This is a genomic window from Bacillus sp. SIMBA_031 (assembly GCF_046535225.1).
Classification (GTDB): Bacteria; Bacillota; Bacilli; order Bacillales; family Bacillaceae; genus Bacillus; species Bacillus velezensis.
Genome location: NZ_JAWRXC010000738.1, coordinates 1 through 231 on the forward strand (window position 1 = coordinate 1; position 231 = coordinate 231).

The 231-nt window shown below is 33.3% G+C and carries 1 protein-coding gene; it reads right to left on the bottom strand.

The features are described 5' to 3' along the window. Positions 1–160 precede the first annotated feature (160 nt). On the bottom strand, positions 161–223 hold the full coding sequence (locus SB724_RS22025; protein ID WP_410573232.1) for a hypothetical protein: 63 nt from the start codon (positions 221–223) through the stop codon (positions 161–163). Positions 224–231: the final 8 nt, after the last annotated feature.

The window sequence follows — 231 nt, forward strand, 5'->3', positions numbered from 1 at the left end:
CCTTCAAGTTTCTTGCCTCGAGTACTTACACCTGTCCATTTGAAGGAATCTAAACTTTTTTCTTCTTGCTTTTTTGCCATGAACTTGCACTCTTGGGTAAATAAAAAAGTAGCTAAATGCTACTTTTTTATTTTAATTAATTCTATAAAGATACTAAGAGTTATCTACAATTTGCAGGTAAGAAAGCGTCCTTTACAGTACCAGCATTACAGGTCCAAGTAATACTTCCAT